Source organism: Kitasatospora sp. NPDC004745 (assembly GCF_042873275.1).
Classification (GTDB): Bacteria; Actinomycetota; Actinomycetes; order Streptomycetales; family Streptomycetaceae; genus Kitasatospora.
Genome location: NZ_JBIALK010000019.1, coordinates 1 through 18177 on the forward strand (window position 1 = coordinate 1; position 18177 = coordinate 18177).

15 protein-coding genes are annotated in these 18177 nt (G+C 74.6%); 4 read left to right on the plus strand and 11 right to left on the minus strand.

From position 1 onward, the window contains the following. Positions 1 to 160: 160 nt before the first annotated feature. Entirely contained in the window at positions 161 to 829 is a 669-nt protein-coding gene (locus ACFYUY_RS26740) for a M48 family metallopeptidase (protein WP_387904360.1), read from the minus strand. A gap of 323 nt (positions 830 to 1152) precedes the next feature. Between ACFYUY_RS26740 and ACFYUY_RS26745 the strand changes: the two genes are divergently transcribed. Then, complete coding sequence (locus ACFYUY_RS26745; RefSeq protein ID WP_360213893.1) at positions 1153 to 2241, plus strand: ThiF family adenylyltransferase; 1089 nt, start codon at positions 1153 to 1155, stop codon at positions 2239 to 2241. 140 nt (positions 2242 to 2381) lie between these two features. On the opposite strand, the gene ACFYUY_RS26750 is transcribed toward ACFYUY_RS26745, so the two are convergent. After that, on the minus strand, positions 2382 to 3896 hold the full coding sequence (locus tag ACFYUY_RS26750; RefSeq protein ID WP_387904362.1) for an MFS transporter: 1515 nt from the start codon (positions 3894 to 3896) through the stop codon (positions 2382 to 2384). A 163-nt stretch (positions 3897 to 4059) separates the two neighbouring features. On the opposite strand from ACFYUY_RS26750, the gene ACFYUY_RS26755 reads away from it, so the two are divergent. Together ACFYUY_RS26755 and ACFYUY_RS26760 are read left to right on the plus strand one after the other, a co-directional pair. Further along, entirely contained in the window at positions 4060 to 4782 is a 723-nt protein-coding gene (locus tag ACFYUY_RS26755) for a TetR/AcrR family transcriptional regulator C-terminal domain-containing protein (RefSeq protein ID WP_360213889.1), read from the plus strand. Between the two features lie 177 nt (positions 4783 to 4959). After that, on the plus strand, positions 4960 to 6351 hold the full coding sequence (locus tag ACFYUY_RS26760) for an AarF/ABC1/UbiB kinase family protein (protein WP_360213887.1): 1392 nt from the start codon (positions 4960 to 4962) through the stop codon (positions 6349 to 6351). A 150-nt stretch (positions 6352 to 6501) separates the two neighbouring features. Here ACFYUY_RS26760 and ACFYUY_RS26765 read toward each other — a convergent pair whose 3' ends face one another. The 4 genes from ACFYUY_RS26765 to ACFYUY_RS26780 all read right to left on the minus strand — a co-directional run bounded on the left by ACFYUY_RS26765 (position 6502) and on the right by ACFYUY_RS26780 (position 10396). After that, positions 6502 to 6747 carry a hypothetical protein gene (locus tag ACFYUY_RS26765; protein WP_387904527.1) on the minus strand — a complete coding sequence of 82 codons (246 nt, stop codon included), beginning with the start codon at positions 6745 to 6747 and terminating at the stop codon, positions 6502 to 6504. A 149-nt stretch (positions 6748 to 6896) separates the two neighbouring features. Continuing rightward, entirely contained in the window at positions 6897 to 7265 is a 369-nt protein-coding gene (locus ACFYUY_RS26770) for a WhiB family transcriptional regulator (RefSeq protein ID WP_387904367.1), read from the minus strand. A 167-nt stretch (positions 7266 to 7432) separates the two neighbouring features. After that, entirely contained in the window at positions 7433 to 7879 is a 447-nt protein-coding gene (locus tag ACFYUY_RS26775) for a hypothetical protein (protein ID WP_387904369.1), read from the minus strand. A 249-nt stretch (positions 7880 to 8128) separates the two neighbouring features. Continuing rightward, on the minus strand, positions 8129 to 10396 hold the full coding sequence (locus tag ACFYUY_RS26780) for an ATP-dependent DNA helicase UvrD2 (protein WP_387904372.1): 2268 nt from the start codon (positions 10394 to 10396) through the stop codon (positions 8129 to 8131). Positions 10397 to 10560: 164 nt separating this feature from the next. Between ACFYUY_RS26780 and ACFYUY_RS26785 the strand changes: the two genes are divergently transcribed. Further along, entirely contained in the window at positions 10561 to 10818 is a 258-nt protein-coding gene (locus ACFYUY_RS26785; RefSeq protein WP_360213881.1) for a mycoredoxin, read from the plus strand. A gap of 29 nt (positions 10819 to 10847) precedes the next feature. On the opposite strand, the gene ACFYUY_RS26790 is transcribed toward ACFYUY_RS26785, so the two are convergent. From ACFYUY_RS26790 to ACFYUY_RS26810, 5 genes are all read right to left on the minus strand, one after another. Then, positions 10848 to 11687: a GntR family transcriptional regulator gene (locus ACFYUY_RS26790; RefSeq protein ID WP_360213879.1), complete on the minus strand. Its 840-nt coding sequence runs from the start codon at positions 11685 to 11687 to the stop codon at positions 10848 to 10850. Between the two features lie 209 nt (positions 11688 to 11896). Continuing rightward, positions 11897 to 12838: an NAD(+) diphosphatase gene (nudC, locus tag ACFYUY_RS26795; protein ID WP_360213877.1), complete on the minus strand. Its 942-nt coding sequence runs from the start codon at positions 12836 to 12838 to the stop codon at positions 11897 to 11899. Between the two features lie 138 nt (positions 12839 to 12976). Continuing rightward, entirely contained in the window at positions 12977 to 14380 is a 1404-nt protein-coding gene (locus ACFYUY_RS26800) for a dipeptidase (RefSeq protein WP_360213875.1), read from the minus strand. A gap of 133 nt (positions 14381 to 14513) precedes the next feature. Continuing rightward, entirely contained in the window at positions 14514 to 17384 is a 2871-nt protein-coding gene (locus tag ACFYUY_RS26805; protein ID WP_387904376.1) for an FtsX-like permease family protein, read from the minus strand. Beyond that, the gene (locus ACFYUY_RS26810) at positions 17381 to 18145 is read right to left on the minus strand and encodes an ABC transporter ATP-binding protein (protein ID WP_360213871.1); all 765 of its coding nucleotides are present in this window, start codon (positions 18143 to 18145) and stop codon (positions 17381 to 17383) included. The genes ACFYUY_RS26805 and ACFYUY_RS26810 overlap by 4 nt, the downstream gene beginning before the upstream one ends. Positions 18146 to 18177 lie beyond the last annotated feature (32 nt).

The following is an 18177-nucleotide window of genomic DNA, read 5'->3' on the forward strand; positions in this document are numbered from 1 at the left end:
CGCCCGGGGGGGGGCCGCGGGGGGGGGGGGGGGGGGGGGGGGGGGGGGTGGTGGGGGGGGGGGGGGCCGGGGGGGGGGGGCGGCCCCCCCCGGCCCCCCCCCCCCCCCGACGTCGTCCGCGTTCCCGGCAGCGTCCCCGCCGGTGGGCCGGCGGCCCGGCTCAGCCGCAGGAGCCGGCCGGGTCGACGCCGCGCTCGGGCCCCCGGTCCGCGTGCCGGGCACCCGGGATGTGCGGCAGCCGGGCCGCCGACACCACGCCCTCCAGGTACCCGCGGGCCCGCTCCGTCCGGGGGTAGGCCTCCAGCAGGGCCCAGAACGCCGGGCCGTGGTCCGGCACCAGCAGGTGGGCGAGCTCGTGCAGCAGCACGTAGTCCAGCACGTACTCCGGCATGCCCTGGAGGCGGTGCGAGAGCCGGATGGTGCCCTCGCTGGGGGTGCAGGAGCCCCAGCGCGAGTTCTGGTTGGTGACCCAGCGGACCTGGGTGGGCCGGGCCCGGCCGTCCAGGTAGGCGGCCGAGAGCTCGCGGGCCCGGGCCGCCAGCGCGTCGTCCCCGGGGATCCGGCGGCTCTCCTGGGCGGCGAGCTTCTCCAGCATCTGCGCGACCCAGCGCTGCTCCTCGGCGTGCGACATCCGGGCCGGGATCAGGACGACGGTGCGGTCGCCCTCGCGGTAGGCGGAGACGGTGCGGCTGCGGCGGGCGCTGCGGCGCACCTCCACCCGGCCGCGGTCGTGCGGCTCCGGGGGTGCGCCCGCGACGGACGGGTGCTGCGGATGTGCGGACCTCGGCTGCTGCTCGTCCGGCCGTCCACGCGTGCTCGGCGCCGCCACTTGCGACCCGGACGCTGCACGGGCACGCCGACGCGACGCCGATGGATGGGAGTCCCGCTCGGCTGCCATGGCACACGACGTTACCCGGAACCCCTGACAGAAGTCCGCTGCCGTGGCCGAAATGTTTCGTGGAGTGATCGGGAACGAAAGGCCGACGGCGGGTGTCCGGAAATCGACGCCGGAGGGGCCGGGCAGTTATCCACAGGGACCGCGAACAGCTGATGTGATCATGGGCCCGCGCCTGTGGATAACCCGGAGCACGGTGTCGGCCCGGTGGGGCATGCTGCGGTCAGCCGTCCGGAATCGATCGGAGGGGAGCCGCCGTGCGCCTCCAGCTGAAGCCCGCCCTGTCCCGCAGCTGGCGGGACGCCGAGACCCTGCAGTTCGGGACCGTCACCCGCCACGCCGGCGTGCTCGGCCAGGCCGACAAGACCCTCTGCGACTTCCTCGCCCTGCTCGACGGGACGCGCGGGCGGGCCGAGCTGCTCGACGCCGGCGAGCGGATCGGTCTCGGCCGTGATCCCGCCGACGCCCTGTTGACCGACCTCGCGGAGACCGGCCTGCTGGACGACGCGGACGCCACCGCGGCGGCCCTGGCCCGCTTCCCGCAGCCCCACCGGGGCGTGCTCGGGCCCGACTTCTCCTCGCTCTCCCTGGTCCACTCCGGCCCGGGCGCGGCACCGGCCGTCCTGGCCCGGCGGGCCGACGCCCGGATCGAGGTCCGCGGCGCCGGGCGGGTCGGGGCCGCGGTGGCGGCCGTCCTCGCAGCCGGCGGCGCGGGCCGGGTCACCGTGGTGGACTCCGGGCGGGTCCGCCCGGAGGACTGCTCCCCGGCCGGGCTGCCGCCCGGGGACGTCGGGCGCCTGCGCACGACGGCCGCTCGGGAGGCGGTGCAGCGGGCGGCGGCCCGGCCCCCGGCTCCGGCGCCCCGGCGCGGCGGCGGCGAGCAGCCGCCCGACTTCGTCGTGCTCGCACCGCGGGACGGCAGCGCGGCGTTCGCCGGCGGGGCGTACGAGGCCCGCCTGCTGCTCCGGGCCGGGGTGCCGCACCTCTACGTCGGCGTGGTCGAGGAGTTCGGCGTGGTCGGGCCGCTGGTCCTGCCCGGGGTGTCGGCCTGCGGGCACTGCCTGGTGCTGCGCCGGGAGGACGAGGACGCGGCCTGGCCCCGGGTGCTCGCCCAGCTGGCCGACGGCGGGCCGGGGCGGGCGCACGCCCCGGCCTGCGACTCGGCGCTGGCCACGGCGGTGGCCGGCCTCGCCGCGCTGCACGTCCAGGTGCAGCTGGACGGCGGGCGGCCGCCGAGCGTGGACGGCTGGTGCGAGGTGTCGGCCGGCGACGGGATGCCCCGCCGGCTGCGGCTGCGCGGCCATCCGCACTGCGGTTGCCTGTGGCAGCCGCAGCCACCGCGATGAGGGCGCGGGCCGCCGGGCGCGCGGGCGGCGCCCGGACCCACCGGGTCGACCGGGTTCACCGGGCGAGCTCCGGGCACGCCGAAGGCCGGCGCCCCGGAGGGGTACCGGCCTTCTCGGTGGGGGCGGGCCGTCCGCCGGTGTCAGGCGGCGTTCTCGGCGGGCTCACCGACGGCGGCCGCGTCCGCCTTGCGGTCCCGCATCACCAGGGTGGCCACCAGGGCCGCCGCCAGCACGCCGACGGCGCTGACCGTGAAAGTCGTCGACATCGCGGAGGTGAACGCCTCCCGGGCGGTCCGGATCAGCCCGGCGTCCCCGCCGGCCGTCGCCAGCGCCCCGCCGATGGAGTGCTTCGCCTCCTCCGGCAGCCCGGCCGGCATCTCGTCGGCGAAGCCGCTCGACAGCAGCGAGCCCAGGATCGCGATGCCGAGCGCCGTGCCGGCCTGCTGGATGGTGTCGTTCAGCGCGGAGCCGACGCCCGCCTGCTCCGGCGGGATGGTGCCCATCAGCGCACCGACCGCGGCCGGCATCGCCAGGCCGGCGCCGAGCCCGAGCAGCCCCAGGGCGACGGCCGGGACGGTGAAGCCGCCGTCCGCCGTGACGGTGGTCAGCAGGAGGAAGGAGGAGGCCATGACGAGCATGCCGGCCAGGATCAGCAGACGGTTGCCGATGGTGGCGGCGAGCTTGGCGCCGACCCCGTTGCCCAGCAGCGCGGCGACGGCCAGCGGGACGAAGGCGAGGCCCGCCTTGACCGGGGAGTACCCGAGCACGGACTGCAGGTACTGGGTGAGCACCAGCAGCAGGCCGCCGTTGCCGATCTGCACCAGGGTCAGCGACAGCGAGCCCCCGCTGAAGTTGCGGTGCCGGAAGAGGACCAGCGGCACCATCGGCGCGGAGGTGACGTTCTCCCAGACCGCGAACCCGCCGAGGGAGAGGACGGCGACGGCCAGGGTGACCAGGGCCTGACCGCCGAAGGCGCCGTGCTGCGGGATCTCGATGATCCACCAGACCAGCGCGGTCATGCCGACGGCGGAGAGCACCGCACCGAGCGGGTCGGGCTTCTGCCACGGGCCCTTGGACTCCGGCATCAGCAGCAGGCCCGCGAGGATCGCCAGCGCCACGACCGGGACGTTGATGAAGAAGATCGAGTGCCACGAGAAGTGGTTGATCAGCACGCCGCCGAGGACGGGGCTGCCGACCAGCCCCAGCATCGCCACCGAGCTCCAGGCGGCCATCGCCTTGTTGCGCTCGTCCTCGTCGAAGACGGTGATGAGGATCGACAGGGTCGAGGGCATGATCAGCGAGCCGCCGACCCCCATCGCGACGCGTGCCGCGATGACCTCACCGGGGCTGGTGCAGAAGGTGGCCGCGAGCGATGCCGCACCGAACAGCAACAGCCCGATGATCATGATCCTCCGGCGGCCGAACCGGTCGCCGAGGCTCCCGGAGGTCAGCAGCAGTCCGGCGAAGACCAGGACGTAGGAGTCGAGGATCCACTGGGTGTCCTGGGCACTGGCCCCCAGGTCGGCCGTCATCGAGGGCACCGCGACCGTCAGCGCCATGCTGTCGACCACCAGGACGAGCGAGCTCAGGCACAGCACGATCAGGATCCACCAGCGGTGCGGATTGCGGCCCCCGGCCACCTCTGACGCTGACATCTGCCACCCCTCCAGTCTGCGCACACCGTTCCCCCGGTGCGCACTCCGTTCCTGCGTTGCGAACACTGTACGCACAGCGGAACGGTGTGCGCAATAACCGACTGCTGTACGCTCGATGCGAACGCTGTACGCACCGAAGCAGAGAAGAGGGAGGGGTGCCGCCATGGCCGCCCGCACCAACCCGATCCCGTCCGTGTGGGCCCGTCCGCAGCGCGAGCCCGACCAGCCGGCGCTCAGCCGGGCCGGGATCGTCCGCGAGGCGATCGCCGTGCTGGACGCCGAGGGCATAGAGGCCCTGAGCATGCGCAAGCTCGCCACCCGGCTGAACGCCGGCGCCACCTCCCTCTACCGGCACGTGGCGACCAAGGACGAGCTGATGGAGCTCGCGGTGGACGAGGTCTTCGGCGAGATCGCCCTGCCGCCCGCCGAGAGCCCCGACTGGCGCGCCGCCGCCACCGACGCCGCCGGGGCGTTCCGGGCGACGGCACTGCGCCACCCCTGGCTGTCGGCCGTCCTCGGCCAGGCCGGCCTCGCCTACCTGGGCCCCAACCTGATGGCCTTCGGCGAGCGGATGGCCGTCCTCTTCACCTCGGCCGGCTTCCCCGAACCCTCCCGGGCGATCGACGCCGTCATCGCGTACGTCGTCGGCATGAGCACCACCGAGGCGGCCTGGCTCACCACCATCGCCCGCTCCGGCCAGAGCGAGGTCGACTTCATCGCCCGGCTGATGCCCGCCGCCCAGGAGGCCATCGCCGGCCTCGACCTCCTCCCGGAGGCCTACGCGGCCGCCGCGGCCGCCCCGGACCCGGCGGCCCTCCGCGACGCCAAGTTCGCGTACGGCCTCGACGTGGTCCTGGACGGCCTCGCCCTCCGCCTGCCACGCTGACCACCGCCACGCCGACCGCCGCCACGGTGGCCGGCCCGGCCGGTCGGACCCGGCCGGCGTGCGGCACTCCCCGCTCCGCGCCGACGAAATTCCGCCGGGGGCGGGTCGGGGAGCGGGCACAATGGCCTAGTGATGGTGGGCCGTCCGGTGTCGGGGGGCCAGGGATTGGAGGCCCGGGTGAGCGATCTTCCGCGCAAGGCAGTGACCCGCACGGCACGGCTCGCCGCCCTGCCCCTGGGGATAGCCGGTCGCGCCACGCTCGGACTCGGCAGGCGCATCGGCGGCCGCTCGGCCGAGGTGGTCACGGCCGAGCTGCAGCAGGCCACCGCCGACCAGCTGTTCAAAGTCCTGGGTGAACTCAAGGGCGGAGCCATGAAGTTCGGACAGGTGCTGTCCGTCTTCGAGGCCGCACTGCCCGAGGAGGTCGCCGGGCCGTACCGGGCCGCGCTCACCAAACTGCAGGACGCCGCTCCCCCGATGCCCGCCGCCAAGGTCCACACCGCGCTGGCCCAGCGGCTCGGCGAGGACTGGCGCGGGCTCTTCCAGGAGTTCGACGACCGGCCGGCGGCCGCCGCCTCGATCGGGCAGGTGCACCGGGCGGTCTGGCACGACGGGCGCCCGGTCGCCGTCAAGGTGCAGTACCCCGGCGCCGGGGACGCCCTGCTGGCAGACCTGACGCAACTGAGCCGGGTGGCCTGGCTGGTGGGGCCGCTGATCCCCGGGCTGGACATCAAGCCGCTGATCACCGAGCTGCGCGAGCGGGTGTCGGAGGAGCTGGACTACGAGCTGGAGGCGCAGGCCCAGCGCCTGCATGCCGAGGAGTTCGCCGACGACCCGGACATCGTGGTGCCCGGTGTGGTGGCACAGGCGGACCAGGTGCTGGTGACCGAGTGGATGGACGGCACCCCGCTGGCCGAGGTGATCGCCGACGGCACCCAGGAGGAGCGTGACCGCGCCGGGCAGCTGCTGGCCCGGTTCCTGTTCGCCGGCCCGTCCCGGACGGGTCTGCTGCACGCGGACCCGCACCCGGGCAACTTCCGGCTGCTGAAGGATGACGGCCCGGCGTCCGGCTGGCGGCTGGGGGTGCTGGACTTCGGCACGGTGGACCGGCTGCCGGGCGGGCTGCCCGCGCCGATCGGGGCGTCGCTGCGGATGGCCCTGGCGGGCGACGCCGCAGGCGTGCTGACGATGCTGCGCGAGGAGGGCTTCGTCAAGCCGTCGATCGAGCTGGACCCGGACGCGGTGCTGGACTACCTGCTGCCGATCATCGAGCCGGCCGCCGTGGACGACTTCCACTTCACCCGGGCCTGGATGCGCGCCCAGGCGGCCAGGATCGCCGATCCCCGCTCGCCCGCCTACAACCTGGGCAAGCAGCTGAACCTCCCGCCGGCGTACCTGCTGATCCACCGGGTCACGCTGAGCACGATCGGGGTGCTCTGCCAGCTGGGCGCCAAGGCCCCGTTCCGGGCGGAGATGCTGCAGTGGCTCCCCCGGTTCGCCGACGAGGGGGCGCCCCCCGCCGCCGCGCCCCGCACGTCCGGCACCCGCGCCCGACTCGGCAAGGACTGACCCGGGCCGGGCTGGGCGCGCGAGGGCGCGCACCGGACCCGGAACCCCGACGACCGCAGGCCGCCCCCCATGACGGGGGGGCGGCCTGCGGCACGACGGGGGTGGGGCGGCACCGGGCGTCCCCGGGCGGCCTCGACGACACCGGCGCGATTACATCAGCGCGACGGCGAGGGCCTTGCGGGCCCGCAGCGAGGCGCGCTCGGCCCGCTGCTTGAGCCTGCGGGCCCTGGCGACCCGGGTGACGAGGCGTTGGTGCTCGGCCTCGTGCAGGCGCTCCTGCATATGGGCCCGGGCCAGGGATTCGTGGAGGAGTTGCATCTCGAGGGTCCTGTTCTGGATCTGAAGTTCGGTGGTCTGCTCGGAGCGGACGGTCGGATCGATGGCGGCGGCGGTCATGTGGTGGTCCTGCTCGGGGTGCGTGCTCGGGAAGTGGGCGGGTCGGACTGCGTCGGCCTTGGCGGCGGCGATGCGGACGGAGCGGCGGAGGGAGGTTTCCGACAGGGGCTGCTCTCCCCGGCGGACGGCCCTGGCACCGTGTTCGCGGTTCACGCCATGACCTCGGTCTTGCGCGGACGGCCACGCGGCCGCTTGCGGGCCACGACGACACCCTGGACGAAGAGCTCGCCACCCCAGACGCCCCACGGCTCGCGCCGCTCGAGCGCACCGGTCAGACAGACGTCCTTGACCGGGCAGGTGCCGCAGAGGGACTTCGCGTACTCGACGTCGGCGGGCGTCTCGGCGAAGAAGACCTCGGGGTCGAAGGCGCGGCAGGGGATGGGGAGACCGAGAGCCTCGGCCTGCTCGATGGAGCTGAGCTGCATGGAAGGAACCTCCGGGGGGTCGGCCTGGTCGGCCTTGGTGATCTGGCTTGTCGGCGGTACGGACGGGATGGGCGGCGTGATGACCGTGGACACTGTGGGCGTCTTCCTCGTCTTCTCAGTGGTTCCGGCCCGGATGACTGGTGGTCTGGGCCGGAGGCCCCGAGGGGCCTGGGTGGTCTTGCGTACCGGACAAAACAGAAGGGCCGCGGATCCCGGTGTGACGGGTTCCGCGGCCCTGGAGGTGCCGACCTGAAGCTTGCTCAGGTTCGTTCTCTCCAGGGTTCAGGCCCGCGGAAGGCCCGCATCCGGATGGCCTCGGCGCCCGTGAGGGCGGCCAGGGCCAGGTTGATCTGCTGCTCGTTCTGCTTCTGGGTGTTTCCGGCACCGATGACCTGCGCATAGCCGCCATGCATGGCGGCGGCTACGGCTGCCTTCGGTGCCTGGATCGGTCGCTCGTCGCGCGGGGAGCGCGGCGTGCCGACCGAGGCCCAGTCGCGGGACAGACCGGTCTCGACGGAGGTGCCTTCGGCGCCCCTGCCGCCCGCGACGCAGAGATCAGTGTGGCCAAGCCCACTGACAGCGGGGACGACGGAGACACCGGTGGTGTCGAGACCCAGACCGGTTCCACCGAGCTCGGCGAGCGCCCGCAGACGGGCGGCACGCAGGGAGGCAGCGACAACGGTCTGGCCAGTCATTTTGGTGATCATGATGTTTCCCACTGTCTTCGCCTCCTCTCGGCGTCTCGCGGAGCCCGGTTCCCCAGGCTCCGAATGTTCGGATGTCTGTCTCGGTGAAGCTGTTGCGTGTGGGGGATTCGGCACAGGTGTCACCCCGTGCGACCGCGTCCCCTTGACCGCTCCGGCAGGCTATTGCGCTCCCGGCACGCGGCGCAAACTATTTTTCGCGGCGGGTTGCGAAGTCCCCCGAGCAGTCCCCTCGACCGCGCCCGGACCGGCTCACGCCGGATCGACCGGCTCGCCGTCCCCGACGCCGTCCGGATCCTCCTCGGGCTCCTCCCCCGCACACAACGAGAGCACGGCCGCCCCGTACTTGTCCAGCTTCATCGCACCGACCCCGGAGATCGCGGCCAGCTCCTGGCGGCTGGCCGGGACGTCCTCGGCGATCGCCATCAGCGTCGCGTCCGTGAACACCACGTAGGCCGGCGCCCCCTGCTTCCTGGCCTGCCCGGCGCGCCAGTCGCGCAGCCGCTCGTACAGCGCCTCGTCCATGGTGGACGGGCAGCTCTCGCAGCGGCGCAGCTTGCGCTCGACCGCCTCGGTCAGCACCCGGTCGCAGACCCGGCACTTGACCGGCCCGCGGACCCGCCGACCGGCGGAGCGCTCGCCGGGCTCGACGCCCCCGCGCCCGCCGCGCCCGCCGGTGCGCGCGCCGGGAGCGCTGGAGCCGGGGCGCAGCCCGTCGAGGAAGCGGCTGGGCTTGCGGCTGGCCCGGCCGCCCGGGGAGCGGCTGAGGGCCCAGGAGAGCGAGAGGTGCCGACGGGCGCGGGTGACGCCGACGTAGAGGAGCCGGCGCTCCTCCTCGACCTGCTCGTCGGTCTTGGCGTAGATGATCGGCAGGGTGCCCTCGGTGAGCCCGACCAGGAAGACCGCGTCCCACTCGAGGCCCTTGGCGGCGTGCAGCGAGGCGAGGGTGACGCCCTCGACGGCGGGCGCGTGCTGGGCGGCGGCGCGGGCGTCGAGCTCGGCGACGTAGGCCGCGAGGTCGGCGTCCTGGCCGGCGGCGGCCCTGGTCCGCTCGAACTCCTCGGCGAGCCGGACGAGGGCGGCGAGGGACTCCCAGCGGTCGCGGACGGCGCCGGAGCCGGCCGGCGGCTCGGCGGTGAAGCCGCGGCTGGCCAGCACGGCGCGGACCTGTCCGGCGAGGTCGGGGGCGCCGGCGGTGAGCGGGTCGGCGGCGGCCCGGGCGGCGCCGCGCAGCAGGACGCCGGCGTCGCGGACCTCGGGGCGTTCGAAGAACCGCTCGGCGCCCTTGAGCTGGTAGGGGACGCCGAGGTCGGCGAGGGCCTGCTCGTAGACCTCGGACTGGCCGTTGGTGCGGAACAGGACGGCGACCTCGCTGGCCCGCACGCCGGCGGCGAGCAGGTCCTTGATCCGGCGGGCGGTGGTCTCGGCCTCGGTGGGCTCGTCCTCGTACTCGGTGTAGACCGGTTCGGGGCCGGCCTCGCGCTGGGAGACGAGTTCGAGCCGGTGCCGGGCGGCCTCCCCGCGGGCCTGGGAGAGCAGGCCGTTGGCGAGGTGGACGACCTGCGGGGTGGAGCGGTAGTCGCGGACGAGCTTCACGACGGTGGCCCCGGGGTGCCGGCCGCGGAAGCCGAGCAGGTAGTCGGGGGTGGCGCCGGTGAAGGAGTAGATGGTCTGGCTGGCGTCACCGACGACGCAGAGGCTGGCGCCGCCGCCGGGGCCGGTCCACTGGTCGAGCAGGCGCTGCTGGAGCGGGGAGACGTCCTGGTACTCGTCGACGGTGAAGTGCCGGTACTGGGCGCGGACCTGGTCGGCGATGTCGGGGCGGTCCTCCAGGATGGCCGCGGTGAGCAGCAGGACGTCCTCGAAGTCGATGACGCCGCGGCGGCTCTTGGCCTCCTCGTAGACGCGGTAGACCTGGGCGGTCTCGGCCGGGTCGCGCGGGGCCTCGCGGCCGGACTTCTGGACGGCGGCCGGGTAGTCGTCGGGGCCGGTCTGGGTGACCTTGGCCCATTCGATCTCGGCGGTGAGGTCGCGCAGTTCGGTGCGCTGGACGCGCAGTCCGCAGCGACCGGCGGACTCGGCGACGAGCTGGACCTTGCGTTCGAGCAGCTGGGGCACCGGCCCGCCGACGGCGCGCGGCCAGAAGTACTGGAGCTGGCGCAGGGCGGCGGCGTGGAAGGTGCGGGCCTGGACGCCGTCCGCTCCGAGCTCGCGCAGGCGGCCGCGCATCTCGCCGGCGGCGCGGGCGGTGAAGGTGACGGCGAGCACCTGCTGGGGCTGGTACACGCCGCTGCGCACGCCGTAGGCGATCCGGTGGGTGATGGCCCGGGTCTTGCCGGTGCCGGCCCCGGCCAGCACGCAGACGGGGCCCTGCAGGGCGGTGGCGACGGCGCGCTGCTCGGGGTCGAGCCCGGCGAGCACGGCGTCGGGGCCCGTGGCGGCCCCGGGGTCGGCCCAGGGGGAGCCGTGGGGGCCGTCGGACGGGCTGCCGCTCAAGAGGTCTTCCTGCATGCGTTCCATCCTCTCAGCCCGGTGGGACAACGGTGGCGGGGTTGTCCACAGGGCCGGTGCGATCGGAGGATGATCGCTCCGCAGTGCGGTCGACAGGGTGTCGGAATGCCCGCCGCCCGGTGGACGTTCGGTCCAGAGACCGTACGCACCCCCCTCCCGAAGGAGTCCCCTCGATGTCCGGCACCGTGACGATGTACAGCACGACCTGGTGTGGTTACTGCAACCGGCTCAAGAGCCAGCTGGACCGTGAAGGCATCGGCTACACCGAGATCAACATCGAGGAGGACCCGGCGTCGGCGTCCTTCGTCGAGTCCGTGAACAACGGCAACCAGACGGTCCCGACGGTGCTGGTGAAGCCGGCCGGCGGCGGCGAGCAGGTCGTCATGACCAACCCGAGCCTGCTGCAGGTCAAGAAGGCCCTGGCGGCCTGAGCCGGCCCGGACGGCCGGGCCGGCGCGCGTCACGGCGCGTCGGCCCGGGCGGGGTCGACGGGTGCGGCGGGCGCCGGCAGGGTGACCCGCGCGCCGAGGTCGCCGACGCCGTAGACGAGCCGGCTGCGGTCGGCCGAGTACCGGGTCTCGATGACCCGGACGGGCCCGCGCCGGTCGTAGGTGACGCGGGTCTGCACCACCAGGGGCACACCGGGGCCGCCCTGGAACCACTGGGCCTCCTCGGGGCCGGGCATCCGGGCGACCAGGTGGTCGACGGCGCCGATCTCGGTGCGGCCGAGCCCCTCGAGGACGGCCTCGTCGCCGCCCTCGACCGGGTCCGGCTCCATCAACGGGGTGCCGGCGGCGAGCCCGGCGCGGTAGTGGCTCTCCTCGATCGAGTAGGGCTCGCGGTCGAGCAGCCGCAGCTGGCGGCGGACCACGATGGCCTCGCCGGGGCGCAGCCCGAGCCGCTCGGCGATGTCGACCCGGGCCCGGACGATCATCATCTCGAAGTCGGTGGTGAGCTCGCGGCCGGCCTCGGCGGCCTCGCCGAGGTAGACGGCGGAGGGCAGGGCCAGGCAGTCGCGGGCGGCCGGGGCGAGCGTCGGCCCGTACGCGCGGTGGTCCAGGACGGGGTGCTCCCGCAGGTAGGTGCCCTTGCCCTGGAGGCGGACCAGGCGGCCCTCGTTGACCAGGACGTCGACGGCGAGCCGGACGGTGTTGCGGGCGACTCCGTACTGGCGCTCCAGTTCGCTCTCGACCGGCAGGGCGGCGTCGGCGGTGAACTCGCCCTCGGCGATCCGGCGGCGCAGGTCGGCGGCGAGTCGCTGGTATTTGGGGGATTGGGCGGTGCCCCGGGGGATTGTCACCCGAGTGAATCTAGCGAGCGCGGTGACGCGTTTTCAGCCGTTTCCGGCAATGTCGTCCGCCCGGGTGGGGCCCGCACGCCGGGCGGCACCGGGCGGTAGCAGAACTGGCCCGTCCGACTACGAACATCCGCTCGTGTCGGAATCGGGAAGGGATTGCAAAGACGAATGGGGGCGCGCGGCATAAGCCACGCGCCCCCATTCGGCCGGAATTACCAGCGCGCCGACGACGGCAGCGGTTCGCCGTACCAGAGTTCCACCAGGTGGCGGGCGATCGAGATCCCGGACGGCGGCAGGATCTCCCCCGCCGCCATCCCGGCCCGCAGCTCCTCGCGGGAGAACCAGCGCGCCTCGGCCAGCTCCTCGCCGTCCACGGTGATCGCCGTGCCGTCCGGCAGCGCCCGGCCGGTGAAGCCGAGCATCAGGCTGGACGGGAACGGCCAGGGCTGGCTGGCCACGTAGTGCACCTCGCCGACCCGGACGCCGGCCTCCTCCTGCACCTCGCGCACCACGGCCTGCTCGATCGACTCCCCCGGCTCGACGAACCCGGCCAGGGTCGACCAGCGGCCCTCCGGCCACAGCGCCTGGCGGCCGAGCAGGCAGCGGTCCTGCTCGTCGGTGATCACCATGATCACCGCCGGGTCGGTGCGCGGGTAGTGCTCGGCCGCGCAGGAGGTGCAGCGCCGCACGTGCCCGGCGCCGGCCTTCTCCGTCGGGTGCCCGCAGCGGGAGCAGAAGCTGTGCAGCCGGTGCCAGTGCTCCAGCGCCACGGCGTGCACCAGCAGTCCGGCGTCCCGGTCCGACAGCAGCGCGCCGACCTCGCGCAGCCCGGCCGGGCGGGCGTCGCCGTCCAGCCGGCCGGGCAGGCTCTCGCCGGCCAGTGCGAAGTAGGAGACGCCGTCCTCGTCGGTGCCGAGGAAGTACCGGTCCCCGGTCTGCGGCGCCTCGAAGGAGGGCAGCAGCACGAGTTCGGTGCCCTGCGCGGTGTCGACGACGAACGCCTCGCCGCCGGCGATGGGCAGCACCCGGGTCGCCGGGTGGCTCCAGGCCGCCGCCAGCCAGGGCTCGTCGAACCGGTGCTCGGCCGCCCGGTCCACTCCGGCCCGGGCCAGTGCCAGGGGCAGCCGGGGTTCGGTCTCAGGCACGGTGCTCACTTCGTTCCATCCCCACGTGGTGAATCATCCGGATGAGTGATCTGCCGGCCGTGGCGCGCCCGGAGGCCGCCCGCGCCGGGACCGGGCCGGCGTGCCCCGGCGTGACGGGCACGCCGGGTCGCCCGTCCCGCGGTGCGCTCACGCGCCGGGCCGGAAGTTCTCGGCCAGGTCGCCCCACAGGTACGCGGCGGTCTCCACGCCCTTGGCGAGCAGGTCCAGCTCGACCTTCTCGTTGATCGAGTGCCAGCCGTCCGAGGGCACCGAGATGCCGAGGAACAGCACCGGCGCACCGAGCACGTCCTGCAGGTCCGCGGCGGGGCCGGAGCCGCCCTCGCGGGTGAAGAGGATCCGCTGTCCGAAGGCCCGGCCCATCGCCCGGACGGTGGACTGCAGCGCCGGGTGGTCCAGCGGGGTCAGGCAGGCCCGGGTCGCGCCCGGGAAGACCAGCTCGTGGCGGATGCCCTCGGGCACCCGCTCGGCCACCCACGCGCGGACGGCCTCCCGGACCTTCTCCACCTCCTGCCCGGCGACCAGCCGGAAGGAGAGCTTGAGGTGCGCCGAGGACGGCACGATCGTCTTGCCGCCGGGGCCGGTGTAGCCGCCCCACAGGCCGTTGACCTCGGCGGTCGGACGGGCCCAGACCCGCTCCAGGGTGGTGTAGCCGGCCTCGCCGCGGGTGCCGTACGACTTCGCGACCCGCAGCCACTGCTCCTCGTCGAAGGGCAGCTCGGCGAAGAGCTCGCGCTCGCGCTCCGTCAGCTCGACCACACCGTCGTAGAAGCCCGGGACGGCCACCCGGCGGTCGGCGTCGTGCAGGCCGGCGGCCAGCTCCGCGGCGACCTCGGCCGGGTTGGGCACCGCACCGCCGAAGGAGCCGGAGTGGATGTCGGCGTCCGGGCCGTACAGGTCGATCTGGGCGTCGGCCAGGCCGCGCATGCCGGTGCAGACGGTCGGCGTGGTCTCGGACCACATGCCGGTGTCCGAGATGACGACCACGTCGGCGGCCAGCCGCTCGGCCTCCCGCCGGACGAGGTCGGCGAAGTGCGGCGAGCCGGACTCCTCCTCGCCCTCGATCAGCAGCTTGAGGTTGACGGCCGGCGCGGTGCGGCCGGTGGCCTCCAGGTGGGCGCGCAGGCCCAGGGTGTGGAAGAACACCTGGCCCTTGTCGTCGGCCGCACCGCGGGCGAACAGCCGCCCGTCGACCACGGTCGGGGTGAACGGCTCGGTGTCCCAGCCGTCCTCCCTGGCGGCCGGCTGCACGTCGTGGTGCCCGTAGACCAGGACGGTCGGGGCGGAGTCGTCCCCGGAGGGCCACTCGGCGAACACCGCCGGCAGGCCGTCGGTCTCCCACACCTCGGCCACCGGGAAGCCGGTGTCGCGCAGCTTGGCGGCCAGCCACTCGGCGGAGCGCCGCACGTCGCCGGCCCGGGCCGGGTCGGCGGAGACCGAGGGGATGGTCAGCCACTCGGAGAGGTCCGCGAGGAATTCGGACCAGTGCTGGTCGATGAAGGAGCGGACGACGCTGTCCGGGGTTCTCGTCATACGGACGACTTTAGTTCGCCCGTGCGGGTGCCCGCCCCGGCCGTCCGGCTGCCGGGCGCCGCGGGAGCTGTAACATCCGTCACCCCCGGCCGCCGCCGAGGGCTGCCGGGGGTGACGGGGCGACGCGCGGGCCTCAGCCGGAGCGGCGCAGCAGCGAGATCCGCGAACGGGTGAGCAGCGCCGCCAGCCCGGCCGCGAGCAGCGGCAGCACCACCACGGTGACGGTGATGGTGGGCCACGGGAAGACCACGATCCCCTGGTTCGCGACCGCCTCGGGGCTCATCCCGGGATAGCTGTGCGCGGCGGCCTCGACCTTGCGCAGGGCCACCCCGGGCACGACCCCGGAGACGATGCCCAGCAGGGTGCCCATCGCCGCGATGACCCCGCACTGGAAGCCCGACAGCGAGCGCCGGATCCGGGGCTCGGCGCCGACCGCCGCGAGGGTGGTCAGGTCGCGCTGGGAGTCGGCGGCGGCGAGACCGGTGGCGATGCCGGCCGCGCCCAGGGCGACGATGGCGGCGAAGACCGACAGGCCCAGGCCGATCAGCCCGGTCTTGGACTGGTAGCCGCGCTCGACCGTGAGGCCCTGCTGGTCGGTGAGCCTGGACAGCGCGCCGTTGGCCTTCTGCTCGGCGCCGTCCGAGGGGACGGCGTCGGGCAGCCAGACCGACCCGGCCGGGGAGGTGGTGAGGCCGAGGCGCGCGGCGGTCTGCGGACTGATCACGGCCTGGCCGGCGCCCGGGATCGCGGCCGGTGCGAGGACGGCGTCGACGGCGACCTCGGTGCGCTTGGGCCGGGTCCTGACCGAGCCGTCGGCGGCCTCGTCCGAGGGCTCGTTGAGCTCGACGACGACCTTGCCGTCCTTGATGTAGCGGGCGTCGAAGACCACCGCCCGCCCCGCGGCGAGGGCCTCGCCGGCGGCCGGGGCGGTGACGCCGTAGAGGTTGCGCAGCAGGGTGGCGTCGCCGGCGGAGAGGTCGCCGAAGTGGCTGGCGCGGCGGCCGCCCGTCTGGCAGCGCGGGTCGGAGCGGACGATGCGCTCGATCTCCTCCGGGTCGCGCTGGTCGTCGCCCTCGTAGGCGGGGCAGCGCAGGTCCTTGGGCAGTTCGATCCGGGCGTAGCCGCAGCTGTTCCCGTCGGAGCAGTCGCCCTTGTAGTTGATCCGCAGGACGTCGGCGCGCTGGCCGAGGCCGGGGATGTTGCGCTCGACGGCGTCGCGCATCTGCGGCAGCAGCTTCTCCTGGCCGTTGGAGGCGTACCCGCCGCCGAGCATGACGGCGCCCGAGGGGCCGGAGGCCACGTACTCGCGGCGGCCCTGCTCCTCGTAGCTGGCGAGGTAGACGCCGACCGCGACCGAGCCGGCGACGGCGGCCATCACGGCGGCGACGGCGGGAGCCGTCCGGCCGCGGTGACGCACCGAGTCGCGCAGGGCGAGCCGGGGGCCGAGCGAGAGCCAGCGTCCGAGCTTCCCGAACAGCCCGACCAGGTAGGGGGTGAGGGCGACCATGCCGAGCTCGGCGATCACGGAGCCGCCGAGGACGGCCAGGCTCCGGCTGGCGAAGCCGCTGGTGGCGCCGAGCAGGGCGAGCGCCGCACCGCCGGCGACCATCAGCAGGCCGAGGACGGCGAGCTTGCGGTTCGGCGGCTTGAGCGAGTCGCGCCCGGTGAGGGCGGCGACGACGTCCTGGCGGGAGGCCTGGACGGCGGGGACGACGGCGGCGAGCAGGCCGGTGACCAGGCCGACCAGGAGCACGCCGACGAGGTCGAGCGGCTGCAGGTCGAAGTGGCCGAAGCGGCTGCCCGAGTACTCCTCGGCCTGGGTGCGCAGCAGGGCGACCAGGCCGACGCCGAGGGCGAGGCCGACCACGGCGCCGGTGACGCCGAGGACGACGCCGCCGCCGAGCACGACGGCCCGGACCTGCGCCCGGTCACCGCCGCCGGCGGCGAGCAGGCCGAGCTGCCGCCGGGAGCGCCTGGCCCCGACGGCGAAGGCGGGGCCCGCGAGCAGCACGATCTCCAGCAGGGCCATGCCGACCACGGTGGCGAGCATGACGACGGAGGTCCGGTCGAAGTAGGAGGTCTCGGTGACCCGCTGCTTGTCGGCCTGGGTGTAGTAGGGCACGTCGGCGCGGGCCGGCGGGTCGAGCAGGACGGCCCGCGAGGCGAGGGTGAAGCCGTAGCCGCCCAGCTCGGTGACCTTGGGCCAGTCGAGGACGGCCCCGGCCGGGAGCTCGACCAGCCAGCGGGTGGGCGCGCCGGTGCCGGCGCTGCGGCTCTGGACGGCACCGGGGAGCTTGGCGAGCGGGTCGATCAGGGTGCCGGGCCGGGCGATGATCTCGGTGGCGGTGAGCTCGCCCGGGTACTCGTAGACGCCGGTGATGGTGAACGGCGTGGCCTCCAGGCCCCGGACGGTGGTCCGGTCGCCGACCTTGAGGCCGGAGCGGGCGAGGAACGCCGTGGTCACCGCGACCTCACCGTCCCGCTCGGGGGCGCGGCCCTTGACCCGGTCGAGCCGGCCGCGCCACACCGGGTCGGTCAGGTCGGCCTCGGTGGTCTGGGTGCTGAGCAGGCCCTCGGCGCTGCTGGCCGAGGTGTAGGGCCCCTGCCGCTCGGGCACGAGGGTGGCGCCGGCCGGGAGCAGCTGCTTCGCCAGGTCGGCCGGTTCGGTGTCCAGGCTGCGGCGCTGGGCCGGGGTGTACTGCGGGGGCGCGCCCTTCTTGGCGTCGTCCTTGGGGTTCTGGACGTACACGCCCGTGTCGGGGTCGGGCGCCTGCAGGACGGTGGAGCCGCGTTCGATCATCTGGAGCTCGCCGGCGGACTGCCCCATGATCCGCACGACGCGTTCGCCCGGGTCGAGCTCGGCGCTGCGGAACACCACGTCGGCGCCCGCGACGCCGAGGACCGGCAGCGCGACCATGGCGATGACGAGGGCGCTGCGGCCCTTGGCGCGCAGCGCGTCACGGCGGGCGATGCGCAGGGCGACCCGCCAGGCGCTGAGCTTCACTCGTCCACCTTCAGGCTGTTGGTGGCGGCGGTGACGAGCAGGCTGGCGGCGTCCTGGCTGGCGCTCTCGTCGACCATCCGGCCGTCCCGCAGGAAGACGACGCGGTCGGCCCAGGCCGCGTGCCGGGCCTCGTGGGTGACCATCATGGCGGCGGCGCCGGCGTCGCAGCGGGCGCGCAGCACGGCGAGGACGGCCTCGCCGGTGGTGGAGTCGAGGGCGCCGGTGGGTTCGTCGGCGAGGACGAGGCGGCGGTCGCCGATCAGGGCGCGGGCGATGGCGACGCGCTGCTGCTGGCCGCCGGACATGTCGTCGGGGAAGCGGTCGGCGAGCTCGGGGATGCCGAGCTCCTCCAGGGCGGCGTGCGCCTCGCGGCGGGCGGCGCGGGCGGAGAGGCCGTCGAGTTCGCGGGGCAGCGAGATGTTCTCCGCGGCGGTGAGCGCCGGGATCAGGTTGTAGTCCTGGAAGACGTAGCCGACGGCGCGGCGACGGACCTGGGCGAGCCGCTTGCGGGTGAGTCCGCCGAGGGCGACGCCCTCGACGAGGACCTGGCCGCTGCTGGGGCTGTCCAGGCCGCCGGCCAGGGTGAGCAGGGTCGACTTGCCGGAGCCGGACGGGCCCATGACGGCGACGAACTCGCCGGGGTGGACCTTCAGGTCGATGCCGCGCAGCGCCTGCACCTCCGCGGCGCCCTGTCCGTGGACGCGGGTGACGTTCTCCAGGTGCAGCACCGGTGTGTGCCGGGTCGGGTCCGAGTGGGACACGATTCCCCCCTTGCTGGTCGTGGGCTCGGTGT

What these genes read in the sequence shown, in the direction of transcription:
- ACFYUY_RS26800 (WP_360213875.1), bottom strand. Translation starts at nt 14,380, where the DNA reads ATGACGAGAACCCCGGACAGCGTCGTCCGCTCCTTCATCGACCAGCAC.
- ACFYUY_RS26750 (WP_387904362.1), bottom strand. Translation starts at nt 3,896, where the DNA reads ATGTCAGCGTCAGAGGTGGCCGGGGGCCGCAATCCGCACCGCTGGTGG.
- ACFYUY_RS26785 (WP_360213881.1), top strand. Translation starts at nt 10,561, where the DNA reads ATGTCCGGCACCGTGACGATGTACAGCACGACCTGGTGTGGTTACTGC.
- ACFYUY_RS26755 (WP_360213889.1), top strand. Translation starts at nt 4,060, where the DNA reads ATGGCCGCCCGCACCAACCCGATCCCGTCCGTGTGGGCCCGTCCGCAG.
- ACFYUY_RS26775 (WP_387904369.1), bottom strand. Translation starts at nt 7,879, where the DNA reads ATGATCACCAAAATGACTGGCCAGACCGTTGTCGCTGCCTCCCTGCGT.
- ACFYUY_RS26780 (WP_387904372.1), bottom strand. Translation starts at nt 10,396, where the DNA reads ATGGAACGCATGCAGGAAGACCTCTTGAGCGGCAGCCCGTCCGACGGC.
- ACFYUY_RS26765 (WP_387904527.1), bottom strand. Translation starts at nt 6,747, where the DNA reads ATGACCGCCGCCGCCATCGATCCGACCGTCCGCTCCGAGCAGACCACC.